At 37.1% G+C, this 22,799-nt stretch carries 19 protein-coding genes; 8 read left to right on the top strand and 11 right to left on the bottom strand.

The genetic code is table 11. The features are described 5' to 3' along the window. Window positions 1-34: 34 nt before the first annotated feature. The 7 genes from BC962_RS11135 to BC962_RS11105 form a co-directional block, all read right to left on the bottom strand. Window positions 35-844: a DODA-type extradiol aromatic ring-opening family dioxygenase gene (locus tag BC962_RS11135; RefSeq protein WP_121346110.1), complete on the bottom strand. Its 810-nt coding sequence runs from the start codon at window positions 842-844 to the stop codon at window positions 35-37. Window positions 845-1,083: 239 nt separating this feature from the next. After that, the gene (locus BC962_RS11130; protein WP_183075499.1) at window positions 1,084-1,545 is read right to left on the bottom strand and encodes a PaaI family thioesterase; all 462 of its coding nucleotides are present in this window, start codon (window positions 1,543-1,545) and stop codon (window positions 1,084-1,086) included. A 91-nt stretch (window positions 1,546-1,636) separates the two neighbouring features. Then, complete coding sequence (locus BC962_RS11125) at window positions 1,637-2,668, bottom strand: aldo/keto reductase (protein ID WP_121346108.1); 1,032 nt, start codon at window positions 2,666-2,668, stop codon at window positions 1,637-1,639. 271 nt (window positions 2,669-2,939) lie between these two features. Further along, window positions 2,940-3,926, bottom strand: a complete 987-nt coding sequence (locus tag BC962_RS11120) for an aldo/keto reductase (RefSeq protein ID WP_121346107.1) — start codon at window positions 3,924-3,926, stop codon at window positions 2,940-2,942. A 34-nt stretch (window positions 3,927-3,960) separates the two neighbouring features. Next, window positions 3,961-4,737 carry an SDR family NAD(P)-dependent oxidoreductase gene (locus BC962_RS11115; RefSeq protein WP_121346106.1) on the bottom strand — a complete coding sequence of 259 codons (777 nt, stop codon included), beginning with the start codon at window positions 4,735-4,737 and terminating at the stop codon, window positions 3,961-3,963. A gap of 4 nt (window positions 4,738-4,741) precedes the next feature. Further along, window positions 4,742-5,227 carry a glutathione peroxidase gene (locus BC962_RS11110; protein ID WP_121346105.1) on the bottom strand — a complete coding sequence of 162 codons (486 nt, stop codon included), beginning with the start codon at window positions 5,225-5,227 and terminating at the stop codon, window positions 4,742-4,744. A 339-nt stretch (window positions 5,228-5,566) separates the two neighbouring features. After that, entirely contained in the window at window positions 5,567-6,130 is a 564-nt protein-coding gene (locus BC962_RS11105) for a TetR/AcrR family transcriptional regulator (RefSeq protein WP_121346104.1), read from the bottom strand. A 191-nt stretch (window positions 6,131-6,321) separates the two neighbouring features. On the opposite strand from BC962_RS11105, the gene BC962_RS11100 reads away from it, so the two are divergent. The 8 genes from BC962_RS11100 (at window position 6,322) to BC962_RS11065 (ending at window position 16,404) form a co-directional block, all read left to right on the top strand. Continuing rightward, window positions 6,322-6,912: a TetR/AcrR family transcriptional regulator gene (locus tag BC962_RS11100; RefSeq protein WP_121346103.1), complete on the top strand. Its 591-nt coding sequence runs from the start codon at window positions 6,322-6,324 to the stop codon at window positions 6,910-6,912. Next, entirely contained in the window at window positions 6,902-7,993 is a 1,092-nt protein-coding gene (locus tag BC962_RS11095) for an efflux RND transporter periplasmic adaptor subunit (protein WP_245984163.1), read from the top strand. Before BC962_RS11100 ends, BC962_RS11095 begins: the two co-directional genes overlap by 11 nt. 15 nt (window positions 7,994-8,008) lie before the next feature. After that, window positions 8,009-11,125, top strand: a complete 3,117-nt coding sequence (locus BC962_RS11090; protein ID WP_121346102.1) for an efflux RND transporter permease subunit — start codon at window positions 8,009-8,011, stop codon at window positions 11,123-11,125. Continuing rightward, complete coding sequence (locus BC962_RS11085; RefSeq protein ID WP_245984161.1) at window positions 11,085-12,476, top strand: TolC family protein; 1,392 nt, start codon at window positions 11,085-11,087, stop codon at window positions 12,474-12,476. Before BC962_RS11090 ends, BC962_RS11085 begins: the two co-directional genes overlap by 41 nt. A 40-nt stretch (window positions 12,477-12,516) precedes the next feature. Next, window positions 12,517-13,356, top strand: a complete 840-nt coding sequence (locus tag BC962_RS11080) for a phospholipase A (protein ID WP_121346101.1) — start codon at window positions 12,517-12,519, stop codon at window positions 13,354-13,356. A 29-nt stretch (window positions 13,357-13,385) separates the two neighbouring features. Beyond that, window positions 13,386-14,543 (top strand): adenylate/guanylate cyclase domain-containing protein, encoded by a 1,158-nt coding sequence (locus tag BC962_RS11075; RefSeq protein ID WP_121346100.1) that lies wholly within the window; start codon window positions 13,386-13,388, stop codon window positions 14,541-14,543. Beyond that, the gene (locus tag BC962_RS11070) at window positions 14,540-15,154 is read left to right on the top strand and encodes a phosphatase PAP2 family protein (RefSeq protein ID WP_121346099.1); all 615 of its coding nucleotides are present in this window, start codon (window positions 14,540-14,542) and stop codon (window positions 15,152-15,154) included. Before BC962_RS11075 ends, BC962_RS11070 begins: the two co-directional genes overlap by 4 nt. Window positions 15,155-15,543: 389 nt before the next feature. Further along, a complete protein-coding gene (locus tag BC962_RS11065) occupies window positions 15,544-16,404 on the top strand; it encodes a lysophospholipid acyltransferase family protein (RefSeq protein WP_121346098.1) in 861 nt (286 codons plus the stop codon). A 77-nt stretch (window positions 16,405-16,481) separates the two neighbouring features. Here the strand turns inward: BC962_RS11065 and BC962_RS11060 are convergent, their stop codons facing one another. The 4 genes from BC962_RS11060 to BC962_RS11045 all read right to left on the bottom strand — a co-directional run bounded on the left by BC962_RS11060 (window position 16,482) and on the right by BC962_RS11045 (window position 22,735). Continuing rightward, window positions 16,482-17,081, bottom strand: coding sequence for a TetR/AcrR family transcriptional regulator (locus BC962_RS11060; RefSeq protein ID WP_121346097.1), 600 nt, complete (start codon window positions 17,079-17,081; stop codon window positions 16,482-16,484). Window positions 17,082-17,165: 84 nt separating this feature from the next. Continuing rightward, a complete protein-coding gene (locus BC962_RS11055; protein WP_121346096.1) occupies window positions 17,166-20,327 on the bottom strand; it encodes an efflux RND transporter permease subunit in 3,162 nt (1,053 codons plus the stop codon). A 10-nt stretch (window positions 20,328-20,337) separates the two neighbouring features. Beyond that, window positions 20,338-21,393, bottom strand: a complete 1,056-nt coding sequence (locus BC962_RS11050; RefSeq protein ID WP_121346095.1) for an efflux RND transporter periplasmic adaptor subunit — start codon at window positions 21,391-21,393, stop codon at window positions 20,338-20,340. Between the two features lies 1 nt (window position 21,394). Further along, window positions 21,395-22,735, bottom strand: coding sequence for a TolC family protein (locus tag BC962_RS11045; RefSeq protein ID WP_121346094.1), 1,341 nt, complete (start codon window positions 22,733-22,735; stop codon window positions 21,395-21,397). Window positions 22,736-22,799: the final 64 nt, after the last annotated feature.

Raw genomic sequence — 22,799 nt, 5'->3', positions numbered from 1 at the left:
ACTACTGGCCTCTATAAAATTTAATTCTTATCAATTATCCAAACTTATATCCTGAAACTTTAACACCCATGAGCAATCCCGAATAATCACGAGAACCCTGATCAATGCCAGCAGCACCGGCAACTACAAACAGTGGTGCCAGATGTTCACTTCTTGGATGGCTTTCTCTTGCTTTCGGTGCATTCTTCCAGTTAATGAGCATTGCATTCCGTTTTTTAGCATCATTTATCTCAACTGTCTGGGTGAGCCAACCATCGAATTGCATTGAAACACCTGTAGCTGAAGAACTACCCGACATAAACCCTTGCATATTATGGTAGCTCATTCCTGAACCTATAATCAACACACCTTCATTTCGTAAAGGTTCAAGCACTTCGCCAAGGTTTATATGCGTTTCAGGGTCAAAGGAATTGACCAGGGAAAGCTGAACCACCGGAATATTGGCTTTTGGGAAAGCAATCATTAAAGGCACAAATATTCCATGGTCAAAGCCTCTTTCATAGTCTCTTTTTGTTTTAACCCTCCTTGCTTTAAATAGATTTTCAATCTGTTCAGCCAATTCGGGATTACCGGGAGCTGGCCATTTTAAATGATATGTAGATTCAGGAAAGCCATAATAATCATATAGCAAATGTGGATTTGAACCGAATTGCAGCGTCGGCAAATCCTCTTCCCAATGTCCTGAAACAACAAGAATAGCTTTTATCTTTTGGCTGTATTGCTCACCAAAATTTTTAAGGTATTCCCTTAACCGACCATATCCAATAGGGTCGCCCATGGCATTTTTAGTTACATGCCACGGACCACCACCATGAGGTATAAAATATACGGGTAACTTTCCCATTCTATGTCCTTTTTTTTCTTATCGCTTTCAATGCAGTTTCCCCACTTATTAGTTGGGCGAGCCTCGTGTTTAAATTGTTTTAGTGCATTGCAGCAGGTTTACAAACGCTGAAGTATTCAAAATCGGTGCATAGCGAAAGTAAACCAGATAATTTCATTGTTCATACAACACTTAAATGGTACAGTGCCTCTTCTACAGTAGCCGATAACGAATAATTATTTTCTTCATTGACAAAAATTTTATTTGCTATTTGTAAAACCAATTCTTTCATGGGATACTTTGACAAAAATTCCTTCTGATTCGGCAAAAAGCACCCCATCTCCATCAAACATTTTTCCCGCGATATAGACTTTTTGACCTTCAGTTTTTTCGATTGTGGCAGTCATATACATGGTGGTTTCAACCGGTAATGGCCTGTGATAATTTAGCGTTAAGTTTGCGGTAACAGCAGGCATATGATTTAAAAAGGCTACCCCTCCCATGGCTTCATCCATTACAGATGCAATGGCACCACCGTGAACAATTCCAGGGGCTCCCTGGGTTTCAACGTGAAATAAAACCCTCACGTAGAATTTCAACAAGCTTCCATCATGATAATATTGTACATCTATGTAATTCTGTTGCTTCCCTGAAACAAATGAATACGTGTACAAACTCATATCATAAGGTTTTAAATTTTGAAATTCATCCGGAATTTTCATGTTATTCATTTTTACGCTAGTGATTTATCTCAATTAATGAATCCCCCAGAGGCAAGGTCTCGGGGGGATCCTGTTGGTCTAACAATTACATTTAAAAGAAATTTTCGGTACTGGTTCTGTCCATGTAAGTGAATTGCAACATCCAATGTGGATAAATTGGGTTTAATTTACTTAATTCATCCAGACGGCTTACTTCATCAGCACTCATTTCCCATTCGGTTGCTTTAAGGTTATCTTCCAGTTGGTGTGGTTTGGTAGCACCCACTAGCACTGAAGAAACCACAGGTTTTCTGAGCAGGTAATTTAATGCTGCCTGCGCAATACTCGCATTGTGATTGTTAGCAATTTCTTCCAGGGCATCTACAATAACATAAGCTTTTTCCTCATCTATCGGGATAAAGTTTTGCTCTTCATTGGTTCTTCTGGAATCTTCGGGCATGGGTTTGTCTTTCCTATATTTTCCTGTCAGGAAACCACCTCCCAGCGGCGACCATGGGGTCAATCCTAAACCTTGATCTTCGAGCAGCGGCGTCAATTCATATTCAACATCCCTGGAAATCAACGAATAGATAGCTTGAAGTGATACAAATTTTTCATAATGATTTTCTTTTGATACTGCCAGAGCTTTCATCAACTGCCAAGCTGTGAAATTACTGGCGCCAATGTATCTCACTTTTCCCTGATGCACCAAATCTGATAAAGCACCCAAAGTTTCTTCAAGCGGGGTAATAGGATCAAAACTGTGCATCACATAAAGGTCGATATAGTCGGTGCCTAATCTCTTTAGACTATTATTACAGCTCTCAATAATGTGTTTACGGGACAAGCCCACATCATTAATGTCCTTGCTCATCCGCCCCCTTACCTTAGTGGCAAGCACTACTTCGTTACGTTTCTCTTTTAGTGCTTTACCCAGAATTTCTTCAGATTGACCGTGGGAATATACATCGGCCGTGTCAAAAAAGTTTACGCCGGCATCAAGAGCCATATCCACTATTTTTTTGCTGGCTGGGTAATCCAGGTTACCTACTACTTTCCAGTAGCCCTCGCCGCCAAAACTCATGGCTCCTAAGCAAAGTTCGGATACCATCAAACCTGATTTTCCTAATTGTCTGTACTTCATAATTTTGTTTTTAAGTATTAATTATTAAAAATATTAATGTAAAGCCTTTAACTCAAATAATTTTCTGTACGCCTCATATCAAAAGATATTGAGGAAATTATAATTTCATAGGTTTCCAAAATCCTTTGATAATTTAATGAGCTGTTCTTTCACTGATCATCGCCAGGCTTAATGACCGATTGATCGAGTATGCTTAATTTGATTTTTCCCATTTTATTAATAATATCCTTAACCACAAGTTTTTATTTTTTGGCAAGAATTTTATTTATATTTATTTGCTCAATGCAGACATTTGCGGAGCAGCATATCGTTGGCCTGCTGCCACACCTTTGGGAGCAATTTCATCAATGGCTTTTAATTCTTCTTTGGATAGCATAACCTCTAATGAACCGATATTTTCTTCAAGATGCGTTCTGCGTTTAGTGCCTGGAATAGGAACAATATCATTGCCTTGTGCCAACAACCAGGCCAGGGCAAGTTGAGCAGCAGTACAGCCCTTTTGCTGGGCTAATTCTTCTATTTTTTTTACTAAATGAAGATTTTTTTCAAAATTTTCGCCTTGAAAACGAGGTGAAAACCGGCGGTAATCATCTTCTGCCAGATCATCAAAAACTTTGATTTGACCGGTTAAAAAACCTCTGCCTAAAGGACTATACGGAACAAAACCTATTCCCAATTCCCTGCAAACAGGCAATATTTCATCTTCCACATCACGGCTCCACAACGAATATTCTGTTTGTAAAGCCGTAATCGGATGAACAGCATGTGCTTTGCGAATAGTTTCCGGTGAGGCTTCTGAAAGTCCTAAGTAGCGAACCTTGCCTTCCTTAACCAATTCTGCCATTGCACCTACCGTTTCTTCTATGGGCGTATTTGTATCCACACGATGCTGATAATACAAATCAATGCAATCTATGTCTAAGCGTTGAAGGCTGGCATCGCATGCTTTTTTTACATATTCTGGAGTGCCGTTTATGCCTAAGTAATTTCCTTTTTCATCACGCACATTTCCAAATTTTGTGGCTATGATAAATTTATCTCTTTGTCCCTTAATAGCTTTGCCTACCAACACTTCATTTTCACCTACTCCATACATATCGGCAGTGTCTAAAAAAATAAGTCCCATTTCAAGAGCTTGATGAATGGTTGCAACCGATTCTTCATCATCCCGGTGGCTGTAAAATTCAGACATGCCCATACAACCAAGTCCTATAGCAGACACTTCTAATCCTTGATTTCCTAATTTTCTTTTTTTCATAATGCTTTTATTTTAAAATGAATTTATTTTTCCCTTACTTCAATTTGCTTTTCCATGCTTCAAATTCAATGGCTACAATTCGCTGCCCTGTTATTCCGTTGCTTTCATCGGACGAAAGAAATACAATTGGTGCAGCCATCACATTGGGGTTTAATAACTGAAAATGTTGAATAATTTCTTCCCTAAACTCATCTGGTATCATGCCTGTTTCAGTAGCACCTCCAGGGAGCAACATATTAACGGCAATATTTTTTTCCTTTAAATCTTCTGCCATAATCAGTGACAACGATTCGGCACCTGCTCTTGATGGGCCATAAGGCACAAATCCTTTGCGGCGCATCGTTTCGTGGTTCATAGATATGTTGATGATTTTTCCTTTGCCTGCTTGCAAAAAGAGGGGTACAAAAGCTTTGGCAACCAGAAAATACCCGGTGAGATTGGTGTCGATGAGGTTACGAAATCCTTCGGCAGTTATTTTATAAAATGGCTCTGGCTTTGTTAAAAACGAAGGATTCACCGTGCGCATACCAATACCTGCATTATTCACAAGCACATCTAATATTCCCCATTTATTTGTTACCCACTGTACGGCGTTTTCTATTTCGGTTTCGTTTCTCACATTCATCATCAGTCCGTATACATCTGCATTAAGCGCTTTTACTTCTTCAACAGCGTTATGGATTTTTTCTTCCGAGTGCCCGGTAATTAGAACCGATGCACCTGCTACAGCCACAGCTTTTGCCATGGCTAAACCAAGGCCTGAAGTGGCTCCTGTAATAATAATTTTCTTTCCTTGAAGATTGTCTGACATTATTTTAAGAATTTATTATTTTCAAAATATCTTTTTCAATGGCTTCCGGCTTAGTGGTTGGTGCATATCTTTCTACCACATTTCCATTTTTGTCAACCAAAAACTTGGTGAAGTTCCATTTGATTTTGCTTCCCCCAAAGCCGCCTTTCTTACTTTTCAAATAGGTGTAAACAGGATGTTCATTCTTCCCGTTTACAACAATTTTTTCGGTAAGCTGAAAGGTTACTCCGTGATTAATTTTGCAAGCTTCCTCAACCGTATCGTTTGTTTCAGGTTCCTGATTTAAAAATTGCGCGCAAGGAAATCCTAAAACAACCAACCCTTTGTCTTTGTATTTTTGATGCAACTCTTCTAAACCTTCAAATTGTGGGGCCAGGCCACATTTTGTCGCCGTATTGACAACCAATATTGTTTTACCTTCGAAATTTTTCATTTCAATAATTTCTCCAGTGGGCTTTTTAACTTGTAACTGATAAAATTCTGATTCCATAGCATTATTAATTATTACAATAAATTTTTTTAGCAAAAAGCTATCTTCCCTGTTTCTCCCATCTACTGAACTTTTAAATTACTTGTTATATCTAACCGTAGTTTCGGTTTTGACAAAAAATTCTTGATTTGCTGGACCCCTCTATATACAATCACAATAGTAAATAAAAGCGTTTGATGCCAAAAGTATTCCTAATTTCATTGTTCTGAACAATCTAATGGACAAGCTTGCTTTGATTTGTTTGGGTACAATTTTATTTAAAACTTAATAGGTACTTCTTTGGACATACAAAAACGATTTCCCAGGATTTATTTGAATAATAATTATAGAGGTAAGTATTTAATTTTCTAAGTTAACAAATAATCCGTCAATTAATAGTTCTGAAATCTCTATACGTTTTTGTGAACTTTCCATTGAGTTTAAATGATCCTTTTTAACCTTACACATGCCTAGAAAAATAAAATTTAGCAAATCTTTGTTCACTGATCTTTTCAGTAGTTTCTCCTTTCGTAATTCTTGATAAATAGGACCCATAATTTTCAAAATGGCAGTATGTTGGTCATACTCCAATTCTACCCACAACCTCCTATGGGTATTTTTAAGTTGTTGAATAAAAAGAAAGTTTTCACAGGTAAATGTCAGAATAAATTTAGCTATGTGTTTTAATTTTTCTTTTTGCGTAATATTATTTCTTACATTAATATCATGCAACGATTTTATGAATATAGACGATAAATTTTTTGTGACCAGGATAAGTAACTCATTTTTATTACTCACTGTGTTATACAAAGTTTTTTTTGAGATAGCTAGACTCTCCGCGATATCATCCATAGAGACTGATTTTATACCTTGCTGGTAATAGAGTTTACATGCAACCTCCAATATCTCCTCCAATCGGGTCATTTTATTTAATTATTGTATTCATCGCAGGCTTTTTAAAAACCTATTATAGTTAATTGTTTCAAATAATTCAGGAATTACCAACTTCAATTTATCAGCATAATAAAGTTAAAGATATTCTCTGATCAAAATCCATGGATTCGACAATATATTTATATTTGTCTAAAATTAGACAATTTTATAAATTTTGTCAAATGAACAACGACTTAATAAAGGCACATATTATAAATTCATCAAAAAATGTATTTAAAGATCGTGGTTTCAGCCAAATTACGATGAGTGATATTGCAAATGCATCTAACAAAGGAAGAAGTACTATTTATTATTATTTTAAAAATAAAGAAGAAGTCTTTGAGGAAGTTGCCTTACTTGAATATTTAACTATTATACAGCCTGCTAAAACAAAAATTGCTCCCTCTCGCAGCATTGAGGAAAATTTAACAGGATATGTCGCCGGTAAACTCAATAGCCTATTCAAAAAAATAGAAGGATATAGATTTTTAGTTGAAGATATAAAACAGAATCCCCACCTCAATAACTTAATATATTTTAAAATAAGGCATTTAGAAAATGAAATCTTCACAAACATTCTTACCTGGGCTTTGGAGAATGATGAAATCGCATCTATAAGCGATGATGATATTAAATTTTTGGCAATGGCCATGGGTACTGCTCTCAATAGTTTAGAAAAAGAAATGCTCCTATATGGTACCGTGGACAATATGGATATTAGATTACAGTGGCTGGTTAGCCTGCTTATAAAAGGTCTAAAATATGATCAATAAATTAAACTCACTATTAGCTAAACGTATGCGTCAATTCTATCCCATTCTTTTGCTCTGCATCACTTTTATAATATTTCAAGCTTGTAAAAAAGATGAAAAAACACAAGAAATTCAACCTATCGACGTAAAAACAATCCTGGTTGGAGAGCAATCATTCAAAAATAATAGTAATGTTTTATCTGCTACAGGAAGGATAGCTGCAGATAAAAATGTGAAGCTTAGTTTTCAGGTATCTGGAACTATCGAGCAATTCCCGGTTAAGATGGGCGAATATGTTAAACAAAATGATCTCATCGCTAGTATAGATGCTACAACTTATCAAAAGCAATATGAAACCCAAAAAGCACAGGCAGATCTGGCTGAGGATAATTATGCCCGGGTAAAAGAAGTGTATGAAAAAGGAAGTATTGCAGAAGTTAGAATGGTAGAGGCCCGCTCTAATTACCAACAAGCACAAGCTGCTGCAGAAGCAAGCTATCAAAATGTAAAACACACCAGCATCAGGGCTCCTTTTAGTGGTTATGTTGGGGAAAAAATGATGGAAGCAGGAGACTTGGCCTCACCCGGCCAACCTGTTGTCTATTTTTTTAATATTGATAAGCTTAAAGCAATTATCCCTATTCCTGATGACGAGATTAACCAGTATGAAAAAGGGGACAAAGCCGTAGTAAAACTAGATGTGTTAAATAAAGAATATGCGGGTGAAATTACGGAAATATCTGTACAGACAGATAGTTCTAACCCCACATATACAGCACAAATAAGTATTAATAATCCTACCGGAAAAATCAAACCTGGGATGACTTGCAGCGTTTCTATTTTAGAAAAGTTAGAAGCTAAAGAAGAGAGCTCTGCAACCATAATAGTACCGGTAGAAACCGTATCTGTAACCGATGGAAATGAAAACTTCGTATATATAGTCAATAATCAAAATAAAGCCAAAAGGCGTATTGTAAAGACCGGAAAATTAACTGACGAGGGTATAGCCATTACAGAAGGTTTAAAAAATGGCGAACAGCTTATAACCTCTGGTTATCACAAACTCACCGAAAATACACCGGTAAATATTGTTAATAAATAATAAGCCCCTTATTTTATGAAAAAACAAGGTTCTATAATAGAATGGGCGATGCAGAACAAAGCTTTTCCCGTGGCACTGGCTTTTGTTTTTGTTGTGATTGGCCTGCTAGGCTTATTCAATATGCCACGAAACGAGTTTCCGGAGTTTACCATTAGGCAAGGATTGGTTATGGGATTTTACCCCGGTGCCAATTCAGAAGAAGTTGAAGAGCAACTTACTGCTAAAGTGGAAGCTTTTCTATTTAGTTACAATGAAGTAGATAAAGAAAAAACCTATTCTTATTCGCAGGATGGGGCAATGTATATTTATGTAGAAATAGACAGTCGTGTAGGGCCAAATGAAACTTCGCAATTTTGGAATAAGCTAAAAAACGACATTCTTGTTTTTCAACAACGCGAAGTGCCACCCGGCGTTAAGGGTATCCTTGTTAACAGCGATTTTGGAAGTACTGCCGCAATGATTATAACGGTGGAATCTAATACCAGGCCTTATAAAGATCTACAGCTACATGTAGAAGAGATTGAAGACAAACTGCGTCAAGTTAAAGGTATGGCTAAGATAAGCCATTCTGGTGGCCTTACAGAGCAGATTGCTATATATATAGATCAAAATGAGTTAGCACAATACCGTATTAGTCCAGGAGAGTTAATGCAGAGCCTGCAATCACAAGGTACTGTAAGGCCAACTGGAACTTTAGAGTCACCAGGGTTTGATAGGCCCATTCATATGGACGTTTTTTTAGAAAACATAACAGATATAGCTAATCACATTGTAAGTACCGGTGAAGATGGGAGAGTTGTCAGGATCAAAGATATTGCTGAAGTAAAAGGAGAGTACGAAGATCCGGATTCATTCATTACTGCCAACGGAACAAAAGCAATGATCATCACCTTAGAGATGGCATCTGGTAACAATATTGTCCAGTTTGGAGATAGGATAGATGAAAAACTTGATTTAATTAAAGATCAGCTTCCAGAAGATATCCAAGTAAGGAAAATTGCTAATCAGCCTAATGTTGTACAAGATGCTATAAGCCACTTTTTAAAAGAATTTGGTTATGCTCTATTAGGAGTGGTCATCGTTACCTTGTTTTTGCTGCCTTTTAGGATAGCTTCTGTTGCGGCAGCAACTATCCCTATTACTATTTTATCTACACTTGCACTTATGTATATGTTGGGAATGGAACTAAATACCGTTACCCTTGCAGCACTAATTATTGTATTAGGGATAGTAGTAGACGATCCCATTGTTGTAATTGATAATCACGTAGAAAAATTAGATGAAGGACAATCTGTTTGGGAAGCGGCAAAGAATAGTGCCTTAGAACTTTTCCCCTCTGTATTTACTGCAACACTGGCCATATCTGCTACCTTTTTACCTTTGGTGTTTTTTATGTCGGGAACCGCAAAAGACTTCCTTAGCACATTTCCATACACCATAATGATCGCATTATTCCTCTCACTCGCCATCTCTGTATTGCTTGTACCCTATTTTAATACCTTATTCATTAAAAAAGGATTGCAGAACAAAAAAAATAATCAAAAAAAGCAGAAAAAATCTTTGTTAGACCGCTTACAAAATATTTTTGATAGGAGTGTGGAAAAAGCGATGAAACACTATAAACTTACGCTTGTTGCAGGAATAGCATCAGTCCTTATAGGTATATTTCTTTTCTCCAATTTGTCGCAAGAATTATTCCCGGTAATCGAAAGAAATCAATTTGCCGTAGAGGTCTACCTTTCTAAAAATAGCAGCCTTGAAGAAACGCAAAGCGTAGTTAAAGAATTTGAAAAGATCCTTGCAAAAGATGAGCGCGTTGAAGATTATACAAGTTTTATAGGTGAAAGTTCGCCACGTTTTCATATGGTCTATGCCCCAAATCTTCCAGCAAAGAACTATGCCCAGGTTTTGGTTACCACCTCCTCAGATGATGCTACAGTAGAAGTGCTTAAAGAATATGATGCGAAATACGCCAACATGTTTCCCAATGCATATTTAAGAATGAAACAACTTAATATGATAGCGAAACCGGCACAGGTGGAAGTTCGGCTTTTTGGGCAAGATATAAATACACTAAAGGAGTATGGAGATAAGATTATTGACCTTTCTCGCAAAACCCCACAAACCATTTGGTCCAGGACTAATTATGGTGAAATTCAGCAAACCATCTCTATTGATGTTAAAGAAGAAGAAGCGTCCCGTGTAGGCCTAACAAGAGAACATATTGCCAACACTATTGCTATGAATATGGAGGGACTAATAGCAACGCAAGTCTGGGATGATGAATATGGCATAAACGTTAAGATAAAATCTAAGAACCCAATCGACCAAAAAGTATCAACAATAAGGGAATTAGCAATAATTTCACCTAGAACAGGTACAAGTATTCCCCTACGGCAAATTGCGAATATCAAACCCGATTGGGAACAGGAACAAATTGTGAGGCGTAATGGAATACGATGTTTAACGGTACGGATAGATATTGCTAAAGGAGCTGTTGCCAATGAAGTGCTCGCAAAATTACGTCCAAAAATAGAAGAATTAGAAATTCCTGATAATATTACAATTGGTTACGGCGGTGAATACGAAATGTCCCAGGAAAATCTACTACCTATGGGCATTTCTCTATTAATAAGCGTCTTCATTATTTTCCTTATCCTGCTTTGGCACTTTAAATCTTTTACATATGCGGTTTTAAGTTTTATCACCATGCCACTCAGCATATTTGGGGCAGCATTAGGCTTATTGTTAATGCAGTATCCTTTTGGGTTTACATCTTTCTTAGGGCTTTTAGCACTTTGTGGAATTGTGGTTAGAAATGGTATTATCCTTATTGATTTTGCAGATGAATTAAGAAGAGATCACGGGTATTCAGTTTTCGAAGCTGCTGCCCAGGCTGCCAAAAGAAGAATGCGACCTATTTTCCTTACCTCTTCTGCAGCAGCAGTTGGTGTGACTCCTATGATCCTTAGTAGATCCACTTTATGGGGGCCTTTAGGTACAGTAATAGCTTTTGGCTTAATGGTTTCGATGGTGCTTACATTATTTGTTTTACCGGTATTGTACTGGTTGTTTTTCAGAAATAAAAAAAATGAAAGTGAAGCATCCCAAGAAAATCAAGCGAATTCCTAATATAACTATAGAAAATATGAATCCAAAGCATAGTTCTTATATCATAGCTTGCAGCCTGTTAAGCTTTCTATCCTTCGGAAGCTTGTTTGCACAGGAAACCTTAAATCTGGAGGAGGTTAAAAAAACTGCGGTATCTCATAGTAATAGTATAAAAAATGGAGAAATAAGAATTGAACAGGCTGAAGCAGCTAAACGTGAAGCAATTGCCAATTACTTTCCCCAAATTAATGGGCAGGGGACCGTTCTTTACGGATTTAACAACAATATTATAGATCCTATCCAGAATATATTACCTATTGGTATTGATAATATCTATCTGGCCAGTGCTGGGGCAACAGAAATAATCTATGCGGGCGGGAAAGTTAGGAACTCAAGCAATTTAGCAGGTTTACAAGTGGAAACCAAGACAATACAGGCAGAGCAGTCTATAGATTCTGTACTTTATACAACCGAAGATAAGTATTGGCAATTAGTAAAGGTACAGGAACAACTAAGGTCCATACAAGCAAGCAAAATATACCTCACCGAATTGTTGAAACAACAAGAAGACCTGTTAGGAGCCGGACTTATTGCAAAAAATCAATTACTAAGAGTGAGAACAAATCGTAGTCGTGTGCTTTTACAACAAAGTAAACTTGCGAATATGCGGAAACTGGCATTATTGGACCTTGGCTTATATGTAGGAAAAATTTATGATACTACTACGGTTGCAATAGATACTTTAAGACAAGTAAACCCACCACAGCTTAAATATTCTGAACCAGATTTAGACTTGACCGGCAATGATAATTACCGACTTATCGAAAAGTCGATTGAAGCCGCCAGATTAATGACAAAAATAACTAAAGCCGATCTTCTACCACAAGTTTCAGTGGGTGTGAATGCCGCCTATTTTGGATCGTTTTCCAATAATCTTCCTGGCCAGTTTAAGCCTATTGGGTTGGGAATGGTAAGCATTCCAATTTCTGATTGGTGGGGAGCAGGAAAGGAAAAAGTTCAGCAAAAAATACTTCAGGAAAAAATAGCTCAAAATAATCTGGAAGAGCAAAAAGACCAGCTTAAAATTGGTATTATGAAATCCTGGTATGATCTTATCGATGCCTACAAGCAAATTAATTATGCCCAAGAAAATTTGTATTATACCAACGAGAATTTAAAAGTTCAAAGGGATAATTACAATAGTGGCCTAAATAATTTGACCGATCTATTAGATGCTCAACAACAGGAAGAAGAAGCTGAGGCGGAATATATAAATGCTTATGCTAATTATAAACTGGCAGAATCTAAATACTTGTTTGTTACAGATAATTTAGAAGATAAATATTCTGAACACTATCAAAATTTCAATTAAAAATTTATCATGTTTAGCCACAATTAAATATGCATTTAAGATGCCTATATCATTCAAATTATCTTTTTACACGACCATTATAGCGCTACTTTCCTTTCACCAGGTCCAATCTCAGCGTCTTACGAGAGATGAATTAAAAGATACTATATTTCCTTCATTTTCAATCTATAAGGATACTTATTTTATAACAGGAGTTCCCACCCATACTGGAATTTCTAAAGAAACTGCAGATGCCAAATACCAGATAAGTTTTAAGCAATTAATAACAAGGCATACATTGCCTTTTAATACTCAGTTGTTTATTACGTACACCCAAAAGTCTTTTTGGGATGTATATGCATTCTCCAGTCCGTTTCAGGAAGTAAATTTTAATCCAGGAATCGGTTTGGGAAAACCTCTGTTCAATAATGATGATAAACTGGTTGGTCTTACAGAATTTAAAATTGAGCATGAGTCTAATGGTCGCGATAGTATTTATTCTAGGAGTTGGAACAGTATATCCCTTAGCTACCATACACGAATTAGCAAGAAAACACTTTTAAGTATAAAGACCTGGTTTCCATTCTCCTATAAATCAGATAATCCAGAGCTAATAAAATATATAGGATATGGTGAAATAAATTTGGTTCATAATATTAGTAATGATTTACAATTGGAACTCAATGCTAAAAAGGGCAATCAATGGAACTGGAAAGGAAGCTTAAGAAGTCGCTTGATTTATTCAATAGCTAAAAGAACGAATCAGTACATTATGTTGGAATGGTTTAATGGCTATGGAGAAAATTTGATTGCTTTTGACAAATATAGAAGTATGCTCCGGATTGGATATATTATCAGGTCAACCGACCTTCAACTATTAAAACCTGCGCAGCTTAGGTAGGTTTTGTCCTTTATATTAAAATAGATTTTATGAAACAAAACTATAATATTGATTTTATTTATTTGATCCATAGCAACCCCCTTTTATCTAAAATTCTTAAATATATAGTTTTTTGGATAGCTTCCTACAGTCTCCTAATGTTCATTGCCCATCAAAATCTACTTGCAATGTATAGTGTGATAGGCCAAAAATTGGAAATTAATCAGGGGCTCCCAGTAGGAGATCCCCCTGTTAAATTTACAGTTTTAATAGGAGTTATTTTTGGAACATCGTTGGCTTTGTTGGATCATTTACTTACAAAAATTTATCATCGAAATCACTCATTAGGATTAAATATTCTGGCTGGAGGGCTCATTTACTTTTGTCTACTTGCGGGACTTGTAATTGCTATTAGATCTGCAAGTGAGGTTTTTTCGAACTATTTTATAGAGAAAAATTCCTTATCTGCAATAATCTTAGAAGAAAGTGGAGAACGTATTGAATATATTTTATTGATATATACTTTTTTGATGACACTCGTAATCAGTTTCTTCAATCAAATAGCTTCTAAATTCGGCCCAGGCTATTTGTGGTATATGATTCTAGGTACATTCCGCTTTCCTCGAGAGCAAGAGAGGGTTTTTATGTTCTTGGACTTAAATTCATCCACGAGATTAGCCGAAGAATTGGGCCATCTAAAATATAGTTCACTTATTCAGCATTCTTTTCTGGATATAAATAGAATTGTCAGGGAATATCATGCCGAAATTTATCAATACGTGGGGGATGAAATCGTAATTAGCTGGCCACTTCAAAAATTCCAAGGTAACTCTCCAATAGGTTTCCTTTTCTCAGTTCAAGATCAACTTAATTCTAGAGAGGATTTTTACTATAAACAATTTGGAGAGGTTCCTACTTTTAAAGCTGGAATACATATGGGTATGGTTTCAGTTATAGAAGTAGGAGATGTTAAAAGGGAACTGGCTTATCATGGCGATACTTTGAATGTTGCTTCAAGGCTAGAAAACCTTTGTAAAAGCTACGATAGCTCATTGTTAATTTCCGGAGAGGTAAAAAATTCTATCCAGGATCAAAACAGGTATCATACAACTTTTTTGGGTCAAAAAAATTTGGAAGGTCGTGAGTCACCGTTAGAGGTATTTAGTGTAAGACGCCACACAAATAAATATAAAAATTTAGATAAATGAAAAAAATATACCTTATCGCTTTTTTGGTATTTCAGTCTTTATTATTTAGCCAAAATAAAAAAAATGACAGCCTTCCTACTATACTGGAACTTTTAAAATATGATGGAGTCAGTACTTTCAATGGACTAACTACCACCTACACAAAACCTTTGAAATGGAAAAAAAACAATTTTCTGACAGCTGGAATTATAATAATAGGTACAGGAGCATTGTATCTAATTGACGAAGAGTCTAATATATGGTTTGAAAATCAAGAAAAAGATATTCCAGGAATAATAAAAGACTTCGGCTGGTATTATGGCAGTCCACAAAATAATTACGCAATAAATGGAGTAGTGTATCTGTACGGTTTGATAACGAAAAACCAAAAAATACGAAAAACTGGGGTTTTGCTAATTTCAGCAGCCTCTACAGCTGGCCTTATTCAAACCATTTCTAAAATAACTGTAGGAAGAGGCCGTCCTGGTGCCGGAGAAGGCAAAGGCTCTGTCAAGTCCTTTAGCAAAGAGGATGGTTTCCATAGCTTCCCTTCTGGACACACCATTCTTTCATTTACCACAGCCTATGCTATAAGGAAACAATTTAAATCCATTGCTAAAAGCAACAATTAACGGAGTGGGAATGATTGCCCCAGTTTCGGCGTGTTGGGCAGGAGCTCATTGGCTAACGGATGTGGGACACATCATGGTTATAAGTATTTTGGAAGTTGATACTATAGATAATTACCTAAACCTAAAAAAATTATGTCCAAGGTTTTAAGAATAGGATAAGCTAAAAATTTAATATAAGCTTAGCAAGGGTAGGATTAAGTGGGACTTTCTGATTTTTTAATTAAAAATTAGAAGAATTTGTGAGAATGTTTTGAAAAAATACCCAAACAATATTCTATCATTAAGATGGTTTATAAGTCAAACTTAATATTAATAAAAGATATTAAATCATATGGAAAACCATGGTTATTAGCTTAGAAAGGATTTAATAATACTAATATTTCAATCATATGAAGTTAACACACATTGCCCGTCTAAAATTTTTCCCCTTTTATTTGATCTCCCTATTACCAATGCCTATTTTATATTTAATATCTGATGTTTTATATATTATTGTTTATAAAGTTGTTAGCTATAGAGAAAAGGTAGTTCGATATAATCTTGTAAATGCTTTTCCAGAAAGAACTGGATACGAAATAAATATAATCGAAAAGAAATTCTATCACCATCTTTGTGATATTGCAGTAGAAGCTATTAAAACACTTACAATAAGTGAAAAAGAAATCAAAAAGCGATTAATTATACGTAATCCAGAATTGTTACTAGATTTTCAGAAAAAGCACCAGAGTATATTAATGTATGCCGCACATCAGGGAAATTGGGAGTGGTTAGTGTACTTGCCAATATATTTTCAAATTCCTTCATATACTTTTTACAAACCATTAAAAAATGGATATTTCAATGAACTGTTTTTAACTATAAGAGAACGATTCGGGGTAAAATGTATAGCGGCGAAAAAAGGATACAGGACTATCATAAGACAGAAGAATGAAAACCTATCCGTAATGAACTGTATAATAGGTGATCAAAGCCCCAAACGAAAACAGGCAAAAATATGGAAAGAATTTATGAATAGGGAAACAGCTTTTTTGACCGGTGCAGAAAAAATCGCCGATAGAACTGGACCCGCCGTGGTTTTTCCAAATTTTAGAAAAATAAAAAGAGGACATTACGAGTTACAGTTTCATATTGTCGAAAAGACGGAGACAAGCAGTATTATAGATAATTATATTAAACTTTTGGAAAGTTCCATAAGAAAAAGTCCTGAATTATGGTTATGGAGTCACAAAAGATGGAAATTGAGCTCATAGATACTCACTATAGGCTAAGGCTAAGCTTACATTATCGAAAATTAAATTTCTTAGCGGTTTTTTGGCACTTAGATGATCTAAGAAATAATGCTTTTCATTTTTACCTTACCTTTTTCATTAGTTATAGCATTCATATAAAACATTAACGACTCATGCTGATAGTGGGCCCTGGATATTTCAGTGGTATCCAAAAAAGGTGAATTATCATAGGTCATCGTTAATTGAAAATAAAGTTTTGAATATAGATTAGCATCAAAATCTTCCCTGTAGAGTCCCTGTTTTCTACCTCTTTCAATATTATGCACAAGAATTTCCGAAAGTTTTTCAGAAAAATACAGCATATGTCTATTAAATATCCTGGGATAATATTTTATTAGCTGCCTTAGCATAATGGAATCGTTAGTTCTTGAAGCTCTTTCAATATCCTCATCTCTGGCAAACATCCTTTCCACGGCGTTATCTATGGTTTCATCAAGATTTCTCATCTTTAAAAGAACTTTTTCCAACTTATAGGTTAGCACCTCTTCCAGCAGAACTTCCTTATTTTTATATTTCTGGTACAACGTCTTTTTAGAAATTTTTAGTTCCTGGGCTATGTCATCCATGGTCACTGTCTTGGCTCCGTAGTAGATGAAAAGATCTGCTACCTTCTCTAGTAATTCAATATCTTTCACCATATGTTCTGGTTTTAAAAATTTTATTAGGTATCTGGTATTTATAAAAAAGGAGCTGACTGCCCTTTAACAATCAGCTTTTACTTTTTAATCAAATTCTAATTCTTGTTCAGGATGAATGTGCTCATAATCTGCTACCATCAGCTCCTCATAATTCTTTTCCTCCTTAGAAGAGAATTTCTCCTCCAGGCGTACAAAAATCATATATACCACCGGTACAATTATAAGGGTAAGGAATAACGATGATAATAATCCTCCAATAATTACGATTGCCAGACCATTATTCATCTCCGCAGCAGCTCCCGAGGCCAGTGCAATAGGAAGCATCCCGAAAACCATGGCAATGGTCGTCATTAAAATTGGACGCAGCCTCGCATGGTTTGCCTGGATTAAAGCTGTTCTTATTTTTTCTCCATGGTCCAGCCTATGATTGGCAAAATCTACTAATAAAATCGCGTTTTTAGCAACCAACCCAATAAGCATTATTATACCCAAAATGGTAAAAATGTTTAAACTTTGGTTGGTAAGAGCCAGTGCCCATAATGCTCCAATGAAGGATAGAGGGATAGAGAACAGCACTATAAACGGCTTCACGAAATCATCATAAAGAACCACCATGATCATGTAAACCAACATAATAGCTGCCAGTAAGGCAATTCCCAGCGTACCAAAACCTTCGCTCTGGCGCTCCATATCTCCGCCCCAGGTCCATTCCACACCTTTAGGCTGCTCGATATTCCCAAGTTTTTCTTCCCACTCCTGGGCCACTGCTCCCGTAGTTTTACCTACTGTTTGTGCCGAAACGGTTACAGAGGGCGAACGGTCGTAACGCTCAAGCAGGGAAGGGCCAGATTCATAATTAATATCTGCAAACTGGGCCAAATTAATCCTTTGCCCACTGTTATTAACAAACTGGATATTTCTTACATCTTCTATATCATTTCTCGCTGCTTCATCAAAAATAATATTAATGTCATACTCGTTGTCTCCGGTTCTAAATTTATTGTCTGTATTGCCACTAAACGCTGTGCGCAAAGTTTGCCCAACTGTGGCTACATTTAATCCCAGGGAAGCCATTTTATCCCTGTCTGCACTTACCGAGATTTCAGGATTGCCTTCTTCCACACTTGTCTCCACTTCGGTGGCACCATCCACAGTACGTAAGACTTCCTCAGCAGCCTGAGCATAGGCGAAAGCTTCTTCAAATGAATTACCAGTAACAGTCATTTGGAGTGGGGCGGCCTCGGCCCCCATTATTCCCACTGGGACGACAGTTACTTCAGCACCCACTAGTTTCTGCTCAAGAGCACGTTGTAATTTAGCAGAAAAGACATTGGTTTTATCTTCTCTTTCAGATCTGTCAACTAAAGTAACATTGATCTCAGATTTATTAGTGGTAGCCTGCGCAGCGCCCATTCCCCCACTACTGGACTGGCCAACGGTGGTAAGAAGACTCTCCACTTGTGGCATGTCCTGTAGGTAAGCTTCTGCTTGTTGAGTGATAAAGTTGGTTTCTTCAATGGAGGCATCTTTATCAATTTCTAACTGAACAAGAAACTCTCCCCTATCTGTTTCCGGAAAGAAATCAGATCCAATATAGCCCATTGCAACAAGAGCAATAGAACTTACAAATAAACCAATCACTACCAGAAAAGTCTTAATCTTATTGTCAAGAGACCAATTCAGGATATTTGTTACTTCTGCAGTAAACCAGGAAATCCCTGCTTCGAACTTATTTATTATCTTTCCGAAGAAAGATTTATCAGTTATAAGCTCCAGTTTTCCATATCTGGAAAATAACCATGGCACTACAGTAAAGGAAACCAACAGGGACAAGAGGGTTGCTATAATTACAGTGACACAAAATTGCGCAATAATATTTGCCACAAGGCCCGTACTCATCGCAATAGGGAGGAAAACCACCACGATAACCAAAGTGATCGCTGTTACCGTAAACCCAATTTCTGAAGCACCGTCATATGCGGCACGAATTTTATTTTTACCCATCTCCATATGGCGGTGTATATTTTCGATAACCACAATGGCATCATCCACCAGGATTCCCACTACCAGGGAAAGTGCGAGTAAGCTCATCAGGTTGAGGGTGTATCCCATCAAATACATTCCTATAAAAGTGGCAATAAGCGAAGTAGGAATGGAAACCATTACGATAAGGGCATTTCGATAGCTATGCAGGAAGAAAAGCATTATGAATGCTACAAGTGCAATAGCGATAAATAAATCTTTTATTACTGAATTTGCCGCTTCAAGTGTAAATTCTGAAGAATCATCTGCTATTGTTATCTGTATTCCCTGCTCGGCATATTGCTGCTCCATTTCATCAATTTTCTCCTGGACAAGTTCACTTACAGTCACCGCATTCGCATCGGTTTGTTTTTGAACCTGAAGTAATATGGTATTTTGACGATCAATACGTGCAATCTTTTCTACTTCCTTTTGCGTATCCTGAACTTCAGCAACATCAGAAAGTTTAATATTCTGTCCGTTTTGAGAAGCTATTGTAAGATTTCTCAGCTCCTCTACAGACTGAATTTTTCCAGAGAGGCGGATAAGTGTAGTATTCTCTCTGGTTGTAAGGTTTCCAGTAGGAAAATCCAGGTTTGAAGCACTTATTATTTGCTGCACCATTGGAACGGTAAGCCCGTAGCCCTGAAGCCTGTCAGGATCCAAATTTACCCTGATTTCTCTTTCCTGTCCTCCCACAAGATTCACCTGAGCGACACCCCGAAGCCGTGAAAAGGCAGGTTCTATTTTTTCATCAATTAGATCATAAAGTTCACTTTCTGTGAGATTTGCGGTTACTCCCATACTCATTATAGGTAGATCTGAAATTGAGAACTGTGAGAGCGAAGGTTCCTCTATGTCATCAGGAAGATCAGAGCGAATGGCGTTTATTTTTCGCTGTGCTTCATTGAGCGAAAAATCGACATCCGCTTCGTTTTCAAATTCAATAGTCACCAACGACAGGCTTTCAAAAGATTTCGACTGGATCTTTTTAATGCTCTCAAGGGAAGACACTGCATCTTCTATTTTACGGGAAACGGTGTTTTCCACCTCGGCAGGAGCAGCACCGGGATAAACGGTCATGACGGTAACCACCTTTACTTCAAATTTTGGGATCAACTCATAGCTGAGTTGGCTATAGCTAAAAAGACCACCAATAATTAGTAATGCTAGCATTACAATTACAAGGCTAGGCCTTTTTATAGATAATTCTGCTAATTTCATTTGTTTTTCTTTATTTTATGATTCTCACCGCAGCATTGTCAGTAAGATTGATTTGTCCACTGGTCACGATCACGTCACCCTCAGAAAGGCCGTTGGTAACCTGAACCTTATCGCCATAATTTATACCTGTCTTAATGGTGGTAAGCTGTGCGATACTATCTTTTACAAGAAATATTTTATTATCACTTACACTACCTACAAATGCTTCTCTTGGGATGGTCAAAATATTATCCAGCCCTGCTTCGTTAAATACTGCAGTAGCATACATTCCTGCTCTTAAAGTTCCTTCAGAATTGGCCACAGTAATTTCCACAGGAAACTTAAGGGCTCCATTAGAGGCAGGCGCAATGAAACTGATCTTACCACTAATGGTATCTTTGGTCACGCTGGGCACCATTTTTACAACCTCGCCCATGTGTAACTGGCTTACCAAAGCTTCATCTACCTCTACACGTAATTTAAGGGAAGAAATATCCACTACTTCTAGGATGGGAGTGCCAGGAGCTATAACCATTCCTGCTTCTACCATTTTTTCATTTACAATTCCGCTGATTTTAGATCGGATGTTGGTATCTCCGGAACTTATTTGTGCAGATTGATACTGTGCTCTCGCATTTTCTACCTGCAACCTTGCCTGATCCAGTTGTGCTGCGGTTACGCCTCCCGTTTTAAAAGCTGCTTCAAATCTATTCAAATTGGAAATGGCGTTATCAAGATTGGCTTTTGCATTGGTCACGTTTACATTAGTCTTATCACCAGAAAGCTTTGCAACAACCTGTCCCTCTTTAACCCGGCTTCCTTCCTCAACATAAATAGCCACAACCTGTCCATTCATTTCGGCTGAAATTTTCACCCTTGTCTGAGCGTCAAAAGTGCCATTTACAGTAAACATTCCACTAAGGCTTTCTTTTTGAACAGTGGCAGTTCTTACAGCTACTTCTGAATTTTTCTGAGCAACTATTTCCAGTTCTTCTTCATTATTTTTTTTATTGTTTTGCAGGATCAGGAAGAAAGCTACGGCGACGCCGATTAGCACTACAATGGTTATGATTGATTTCTTTTTCATCTTAAAGCTTATTTTCTTTTAGTATTTCTATTTTCCCCTGTGACTTTAATACTTCTACTTCGGCTAATTTATAGTCAAGGCGGGCATTGGTTAAGTTATTTTTGGCTGTAGCCCAATCTCTTTCAGCATCTAAAAGATCATTTAGTGTGGCCAGTCCCAATTCATAATTGTTTTGACTGTCTTCGAGCACTTCCCGCGCAAGCTCTACATTTTCTACCTGGGTTTCTATGGTGATAAAACTGTTCTCTAGCTGTGCAACAGCATTGCTATAGGCCAGTTGTAAAGCAAGTTCCGTTTCCTGAAAATCTGCCTGCGCCTTTTCAATGTCGATCTGGTTTTGTTTTACCCTGGATTTGGTAGCAAAACCGTTAAAAATGGGAATTCTGATGTTGATTCCAACAGATGCAAGATCTGACCAGAAAACGCCTTTATCTTCACCGTTCCAAATGGGTACCTCGTCACCCTGGCCAAGCCAGCCATAATTAGCGGAAAGAGATGCCGAAGGATAATATTCGGCAAGGGTCGCTTTTTTCTGCCAGTTTAAAAGCTCGATCTGCTTTGCCAACAATTGAAGCTCTGTTCTGTCAGTCATTTCCAGACTTTCATTGGGTAGTAATGAAGGCTGAAAATTTTGTTCTGGTAGTTTTATTTCCTGACTAATAGACATCCCAATCATAAATTTCAGGGCATTTTCTCTCAGCTCAACGGCATTAATCATCCGCTGCCTGTTTGCGATAAGATTATTCAATGCCACTCTACTTCTGTCATAATCAATCTTTTTTGCCAGTCCGGTTTCATAAAGGCCTTTTACGATTTCAACAGTTTGCTCTGTTAGCTTCAGATTGCTCTCCACATTTTCAAGCATTTGCAGGGTTTGATATACCTGATAGTATGCAGTTGCAACCTTTTCAATAATTTCTTCGTTCGTAAGCTGTGCATTCAGTTGATAAAATTCCTTTGTGGATCTGGCCGCTTTAAGGCCGGTAAACACCGCCTGGTTAAACAACGTTTGCGTCAATTGTACCGTGGCAGTCGAGTTCCATTTTCTTCCAAATGCCACAGCTATATCTTCGCCCGGCCTTCCAAAAAATTCCCCGGGCAGGATATTCTCCTGCAAAAGAGGATTATAAGATGTATTTGCACTTCCGTTAAGATGTGGCAGTGCGTTAGATCTTACTTCGGCGATTTGCGCATTGGCCTTAATAATATCCAGACGTGCTTTTTCTGCTTCGGCTTTATGATCTAAAGCATAAGAAACAGCCTCTGGCAGGCTTAAAATAACTGGTTCCTGCCCAGAAGAAAGGCTCGTTACCAGAAGAAAACATATCAGTATTTTTTTCATTTAAACTTTATTTTTAATTTCTGCTTTTCTGAAATCAGGCGCAAAGGTAAACAAAGGAAACTAT

Origin of the sequence: Gillisia mitskevichiae, from assembly GCF_003634585.1 — a bacterium.
In the GTDB taxonomy this organism is placed as follows: domain Bacteria; phylum Bacteroidota; class Bacteroidia; order Flavobacteriales; family Flavobacteriaceae; genus Gillisia; species Gillisia mitskevichiae.
The sequence above is the reverse complement of the archived record's forward strand: the minus strand, read 5'-3'. Positions and strand labels throughout refer to the sequence as shown.